General features: G+C 54.6%; 5 protein-coding genes. 1 reads left to right on the forward strand and 4 read right to left on the reverse strand.

The features are described from left to right. Nucleotides 1-120: 120 nt before the first annotated feature. Nucleotides 121-963 (reverse strand): hypothetical protein, encoded by an 843-nt coding sequence (locus tag RC85_RS24140; RefSeq protein ID WP_068267311.1) that lies wholly within the window; start codon nt 961-963, stop codon nt 121-123. A 69-nt stretch (nt 964-1,032) separates the two neighbouring features. Beyond that, nucleotides 1,033-1,749 (reverse strand): PTS sugar transporter subunit IIA, encoded by a 717-nt coding sequence (locus tag RC85_RS24145; RefSeq protein WP_068267312.1) that lies wholly within the window; start codon nt 1,747-1,749, stop codon nt 1,033-1,035. Between the two features lie 371 nt (nt 1,750-2,120). On the opposite strand from RC85_RS24145, the gene RC85_RS24150 reads away from it, so the two are divergent. Continuing rightward, nucleotides 2,121-2,516, forward strand: a complete 396-nt coding sequence (locus RC85_RS24150; protein WP_068267313.1) for a hypothetical protein — start codon at nt 2,121-2,123, stop codon at nt 2,514-2,516. A 55-nt stretch (nt 2,517-2,571) separates the two neighbouring features. Here RC85_RS24150 and RC85_RS24155 read toward each other — a convergent pair whose 3' ends face one another. Together RC85_RS24155 and RC85_RS24160 are read right to left on the reverse strand one after the other, a co-directional pair. Beyond that, entirely contained in the window at nt 2,572-4,824 is a 2,253-nt protein-coding gene (locus RC85_RS24155; protein ID WP_084422988.1) for a biotin/lipoyl-binding protein, read from the reverse strand. A gap of 11 nt (nt 4,825-4,835) precedes the next feature. Next, nucleotides 4,836-7,004, reverse strand: coding sequence for an efflux RND transporter periplasmic adaptor subunit (locus RC85_RS24160; protein ID WP_149752604.1), 2,169 nt, complete (start codon nt 7,002-7,004; stop codon nt 4,836-4,838). Between the last annotated feature and the right edge of the window lie 182 nt (nt 7,005-7,186).

The following is a 7,186-nucleotide window of genomic DNA, read 5'->3' on the forward strand; positions in this document are numbered from 1 at the left end:
TCCTTGAAAGTAGGCCGTAGCGAGCCATAGCGAGTTACGGCGGTGCGCACATTGCCGTAACTCGCTATGGCTCGCTACGGCCTACATACTGGCGGGATCAGCTACGTTTTGAAAAAGTCTCTAAGCCGCGTCGCGGAGGTTTTGCGGACGGTCGAGAGCTGGATGCTGCGTCGTCCCGAATCGGCCGGATACTTGGCCTGATCCGAGCGAATCGCTTAGTAGTTCCAGTGGGAATGGTTTGGTGAGGACCAGGCCCACACCTGCTTCTCTGGCTTGGTGAACCTGTAACCAATGCACTCGGTTGGTGATCCAAGTGTGAGCGATCTTTTGCGAAGCGGTTCCGCTAGTCGCACATGCATTCATCGCCTCAATTCGCTTGGTCCATCCGACCGTGTCGGTGGGAACCGCGTATGAATCGTCCCACCAAACGGTGTCAACGCCGCGGATCGCAAGGGTTCCTTCGCTGCGACACCAGAATGCTGAACATCCAGAATCTTCGGCAACTTGCAGGAGTGTTTCGGCTGCGGAGAAATTGCTCGCGATCACGGCAACGCAGTTGGAGTTTTGGATTGGTGAATCTTCCCTGCTTAGCATGCGGCGCAAGACGTCGGTACCTTCGATCCAGTTGTGGCGTTGGGCACCAAAAAATTCGTCACCCGCAATGTGGACTCCCGTGCATAGCGGGCTTTGCAACAGCAATCGCATCGCGGAAGGATGTCGGCGGTTGAGTTCGGTAAGCGAGGCATCGGAAAGTGGTGTTCGATCGCTGGCCGCAACGATCATCAAGTCAACATCCGACGCAGGCCGATCGATTGCCGATGCCAAGCTTGGACGGTAGGCCAATTGAGATGAGCAAAGCTCGGCTGTCTCGTAGGCTCCGCGGACTTCGTTAGCTTCACGATCACCGATCCACAGGACCGTCCGGTAATTCAAAGCACGGCCTGAAACGCAAGACAACTTCATTTTCTGAATCCTTCTCAAAAACCGCCGTAAACTAAACTCGCCTTTGATCGAACCCGCCGTGGTTCGACTTCATTCTTCTTCGTCCGAATCGTCGATATGCTCTTCTGCCTGGCGCAGTGCTGCCCAAGCTTCGCCCGACGACTCGCAGGATCGCAATTGGTCCAACAAGTCGGGATGGGATATCATCCGACTTAACTTCGCAAGGATACGCAGGTGGACGGTGTCGTCGTAAGAGCAGATCAGGAAAAAGACGTCGGTCAAATCTCCTCGATCCGAAAACGGAATGGCAGCGGGACAGACCCCTAACGCGATCACGGAATCGGCCAAGATCGATGTCTGCGGACGACGCGGGTGAAGCAACGCGACGCCGCAATCGAGCGCCGTTGGATGCATTTGCTCACGCGCCGACACAGCCTCGGCCATCGCCGGTGCATCCCACATCATTCCCGTTTCGGCAGCCAGCGAACAGATCGACCGAATCACCGATCCGCGGGTCCGTGCGTTCAGCGGAATTTGAATCGTTTCGGGAACGCACATTTCGGTGATCATCATATCCTTGGGCTGATCCCCCTTCGCCCGATCCAAAACCGCTTGGACCTTTTCCAATTCCTCTGGATCGCTCGCACCGATTCGGTCTTCCAACCAATGATGAATCTCGGCTTCGCTAAAACGCCATTGGTTACCGACTTTTCGAGCCGGGATGCGACCACGAACCGCCATCTTGTTCACCTGGTCCGGCGTCAGGTGCAAGTAGGCGGCAAGTTGGGCTATGTCGAGGTCTTCCACAAAATCTCAATCGTTGGGGGGCAGCGGAGTTATCCAAGGAAATCGTTATCAGAATGATGGCGTCGGGGCATGATAGCAAGATGCCAACGCTTGTGATCATCCGAGAAAGTTGATTGATTTCAGCAGTGTGGCAAAGAGCAAAAGTTTTTCAAAGACTGTTCTCGCTTTGAAGCATCAATTTTGCCGATACTACGCGGACGACGGATCTAAGAGGTCGTTTTAAAACGTAGCTGATCCCGCCAGGGTTCAGTCCATGATCCGATGCAGCTCGACTGAACCCTGGCGGAATCAGCTACGGGCAGGTCGCCGGCAACCTCCCAGGTCGTTTTAAAACAGTTTCAAAGTAGAGTTTTCACTTAAGGATTATAGAGATGCGAAATCTGTTCATCATTGTCATTTTGGCTGGTGTTGCGTTTACGGCAGGTTGGTTCACGATCGACCGCGAAGGCGACAAAACGACGATCCAATTCAATCGAGCCGAAATTCGCCAAGACACACGGCGCGTCATCGACAGAGGCCGCGAAATTCTGGACAACCGTGATCAACAGTTCGCGGGCGATCAGCAACAACCACAACAAGATCCGCGATACGCCAATCGCAATGGTGGGTTCCAACAACAAGACCAACGGTACCAGCAACCCAATTTCCAGCAATCCGCTCCGCAACAAAACGGCTACCAAAACCAGAATCAGGCACCGTGGAATCAGAACTTCGGTCGTCCTGATCCAAATGCGTACGACGTCAATCAATATCAAGAACGTCGCTAGCCGCTTGGCTTTGAATTCCCGGAACCGCGCTGCGTTTGTTCCGGTCTGCGTCAAACTACCGGAATCGAAAGAGTCCGTTGAGTGCTCGCATGGCACGTTCTGCGAGCGACGACTTCTCTGCTTCGATTCGTGCCGCTGCGATCGATCCGGTGACCAGTGGCAATTCGATACTTGGTTCCAACTCAACTCGAACCAGGTACGACGTTTCGACCGGGCCATCTTGTCTGGCGGCTTGGGGATCTGATCGTCGATCGGTGTGTTGTTGCTGGTTCCAGCGATCGATGGAGATGTCCACGACGGTTCCTGTGAACGTTTGCCACGGCATTGATTCCAAAACCAGCTTCACCGAGTTGCCAACCGAAGTGCGGTGAACGTCAGACTGCGACAACGTGATCTCGGCGTCCCAGCCATCGCCGTCCCAGCCATCGCCGTCCCAGCCATCGCCGTCGATGACGCTCAGGATTTCGGTGCCCGGTTCCAGCAAGCAACCTTCGTTGACCAAGTCGGTTGGAAAGCCGGACCAGCTAACCATTCGTAATTCTTCGGCGGCGGCCGTGTCTTCGCTGCGTCTTGGACCAGCGATCAAACGACCATCTGCGGGTGCTTTGATGGTCAGCCCCTGCACCCGTGCCTTGCGGCTTTCTAAACGCTGACGCAAATCGTCTAACAACGCTTTCTGGCCGGGCAAATCATTGGCAGCTTCGGGCGTGTCAAAAATGGATCGCTCAATCGATTCGACGATCGACGATTGCGTGTCGTATCTACCTTGCGTTTTCAGCAGTTGCAATTCGACGTCAGGACTGGTCAACGTTGCGATCGCGTCACCCTTGGAAACAACATCACCGGGTTTTCGCAAAAGCTCTTTCAGGGTTCCGGTTGTTGTGACATAGACCGGTGTTTCCACGCGAGGAACGATCCGTGCCTGGGCCGAGATGCCTGATGACATTGGAACGAAACAGCAAGCCAGCAATCCGGCCGCGATCGTCATCGAAAGGACAGTGCGTTTCATTTTAATCTTCCTTCTTCGCGACGGATTTTTCAAAAACTGGTAAGGCCCTTTCAGTAATGCAAACAGCATCCCGCCAGCGGCAAAGACAAACAGCAACCGTCCGAGTGATTCTAACCGGTACGGTCGCAGGATCATGGAAACGAACCACAAGATCACCAACGTCAACATCCATCGGTAGACAAACGCCAAGATCGCATAAACGATCAGCCAAAAATGAGTTGATCTGGCAATCGGTTCGGTGGAGATTTCATCGCAACCAAAGATTAACTTGTTGGCATGACCGGTCAGCAGTTCTTTGGACCGCTGGCCCAAATTGGGAATGTCCCACAGGTCCGAAAGAACGTAATAGCCGTCGTAACGAAGCAGCGGATTGGCGTTGAACATGACCGTGCTGATGCTGCAGACCAACATCACGTTCATGGAAATGTAATGAACCAATCCTGGTGCCGTGCTAGCCCAAACGAGCGTCGCGATCGCCGCCAAAGCAACCTCGGTCGCGATCCCAGCCAAACCGACCGCGGCTCTGGAAAACCGGTTGGGCAACATCCATGAATCAGAGGTGTCGCAGTAGAGCGCCGGCGTGAACACCAACAACATCGGACCAATTTGATGGCACTCACCACCAAAATGTTTGCACACCAACGCGTGCCCAAGTTCATGCAGCACCTTAGTCCCGCCGATCACCGCCGCCAAAATCAAAACGGATTCCAAACGAATCCATTGATTCATCTCAGGAAACTCGCTCGCGAAGACGTCCCATCGCGTCAGAAAAACGACCAGCGCGAACAACGCCAGCACGCACGCGAACGCCATCCCGAACCAGCTAAGCAGCGGCCGAACCAAAGGATACAGACGTCTCAAAAGCGGTTCAGGATCCACGCCGGGAAAGCGAATGAACAGCACACCGCTGATGTGCTGAATGAGCTGGCTTTTGCGTTCCTTGCGACGCCGATCGTCCAACCGAAGTCCCTGGTCGATCGTGTCTGAAACCGTCAATCCGTTTTTGTGGAAGCGGAATAACAATTGGTTCAGTTCTACGACGGACACTCGTTGCGGAACGTATTCCTCCTGGTAAGCCTCTTTGATGTCGTCCAAGCTGTGTCGGCCATCCAGTTTGCTGAGCACAAAGAATTCATCCGGTCGCATCCGATGGTACTTCATCGCAATCGGGTCTTTGACGACAACTGCGGTGTCGTACTTGTGCTTCGTCACCACCGATCGCAAGTCACCACGCATGCGCACCGACACCGGACGCTTGGTCAGCGAAGAGGGTGACGGTGGAGATGACGGTGCAGGCATGTGGCGCTTTCCTAAAAGTAAAACAACACATTCCTGTGGACGAAGTCGAACACGTCACCAAACCAGCTTCGTAGGATCGACCGTCGGCCACATTTGATTTTTGCAGTCACGTCGGCACCGCTTCGCATCATCGATGGATCGAATGCGTCGAAATCAGAGCCAGTCTTTTGCGAATCAACATCGATCGACACGTTGGCTTCGGCATCGATGACGTGTTGGCCGCGGCTGTCCAGGCGGGCGGCGGTGGCGATCGATTGCATTTCTGCTTTGAAGGTGCTGCTGGGCAGTGTCGCGACAGCAAATTCGATTTCTGATTCGCCGGAAACGTGGTTCGACTCGATCACCGGGCCTGCATCGTCGTCGGGAATGTTCAATTTCAGCGACCACGGGCCGTTGTCGTCCACAACGCTGATCAACAAGTTGCCGCGACCGACGGGACGATCCAATAAGCGTCGTTCCAACTGCCATCCGATCACGGTTCCGTCGATCGGAGCGCTGACCGACAGAGTTTTCATTTGGGTGCGGACGATTTCTTGTTGCTGACGCAGATTAGCGAGCTCACTTTTGAGTTGTCGTTCTTCCATCGCCAAACGACTGGACGAAGATCGCGAACCAGAGTTGTCCATGCTGTTTTCGCTAAGCCGAACCGCCGACATCGAAGCCAGCCGCTGGGTCGCGGTTTGAATTTCGCCTGCCAACGATTCTGCTTGGCTTTCCAGGTCGGCGTTTTCTAGCGTCAGTAGCAAGTCGCCTTTCTTGACGTCTTGTCCGTCCACGACATGCAACTGTTTGACGGTTCCATCGACCGACGCAAAGACTTCGCGTCGAATCGTTGGTTCGATTTTTCCGGTCGCGATCACGTGATGATCGACTTGGATGATGGCTGATGCCGCGATTAAACCTGCGACGATCAAGCCGACGGCACCGGCGATCGGTGCTTTGGTTTTCGAGATCGCTGTGCCGACGGTTTTCCACAACTTCAATCCAAACACATTTCGGTGCTCGGTTGAATTCGCTAGCGCCAATGTCGCTTCGCTGGCGATCGTCGTCATCGCTGGTCCAATCCCCGACGGACTGTTGCCGCTGAAGTATTCCAACACCAGGACGCCAACAATCTCGCCTTCGCTGCCAAAGGGATCGACGTCGATCACGTTTTCCTGATCGTTATCTTGATTCTCTTTTTGTGACTTACCATGCAGCGGCAAAATTACCGACGACATCACATCGGATTCGTCCAGGTAGTGATCCAGCGGTTGCTGGATTTGCGGCGGCAATGGATCCGTGGTTGGGACAACCAGCGGACGCGACAGCACGACGGCGGCCTGAGTCAGTTTTTCGATCGCGCGAACACTATTGCTGCGACGATCGACGACGGCAACACCGCTAGCGGCGACCACTTTGAATTTACCTTTCCGCGGGATCAGTACCGTGACTCGATCGCATTGCAGCATCCGCCGCGATTCGTTTGCGATTCGATAACCGGTCGCGTCTAGGTTTAAATCGCTGTGGAAGGATCGCAACGATCGCTGGTCTGCGGATGTCAGTTGATCGGCGTTGGCGGGTGAAATTAGCGAACGCTCGCGAGACGTGTCAGACGATGTTTCTGAGTCGCCTGCGTTTGTTTGAACTGCTTCAGATTCACCGACCGGTACGTTGACGATTGGAAGAGTGTCGATCAGTTTCCGAGTGCAATCGGCATAGGTGCCCAATCGTTGCAGGTCGCGAATTTGATCCGTTCCCGTTGGCATTTGGTCGTGTGGATAGACCAACATCAGGGCGGCGCGGTTGGGCGATTCGGTCAGTTCGACGCGAAGCCCGCGTGTCGGCGATTGGTCGCCGATCCGACCGATGCTGCAAGCGATCGGCGATCGCGTTGCGGTTTCCAGCAAATCAATGATGGCGGCCCGTTCGATCTGCTGAGACAAAACGTCGTCCAGCACCAACATCATCGGGTTGGTCCATTCCGACGTATGGATTGCCACGATTCCAGTCTGGAAATGGACGACCAATTCCGACGCCAATGATTTCAGAAATTCAGACCGATCAGAAGCCTGGTCAACCAGTTCGCCAATGCGGACGCTGATCGAATCGGCTGATTGTGAAGCAATTCGCTGCTCAGTTTGCTGCATGGCGGACGCCTTGCTGGTCGTGGTTTCGACAGAATCAGATCGTGAGTTCAATCGGACGCTCGACGCGAGGAAAAAGGGGCAGATTGTAGCACTGGTAAATCCCAACGCTCTAAATGGTTTAACCGCGTGGGCATCGCCCAACGCCGTGAAGGGTTTTTAAACTGTTTAACCGCGTGGGCATCGCCCCGCGCGTCCGGGGCAGCACGACGCGCGGGGCGATGCCCACGCACTTA

The organism is Rubripirellula obstinata (genome assembly GCF_001642955.1).
GTDB lineage: Bacteria > Planctomycetota > Planctomycetia > Pirellulales > Pirellulaceae > Rubripirellula > Rubripirellula obstinata.

What these genes read in the sequence shown, in the direction of transcription:
- RC85_RS24150 (WP_068267313.1), top strand. Translation starts at nt 2,121, where the DNA reads ATGCGAAATCTGTTCATCATTGTCATTTTGGCTGGTGTTGCGTTTACG.
- RC85_RS24140 (WP_068267311.1), bottom strand. Translation starts at nt 963, where the DNA reads ATGAAGTTGTCTTGCGTTTCAGGCCGTGCTTTGAATTACCGGACGGTC.
- RC85_RS24155 (WP_084422988.1), bottom strand. Translation starts at nt 4,824, where the DNA reads ATGCCTGCACCGTCATCTCCACCGTCACCCTCTTCGCTGACCAAGCGT.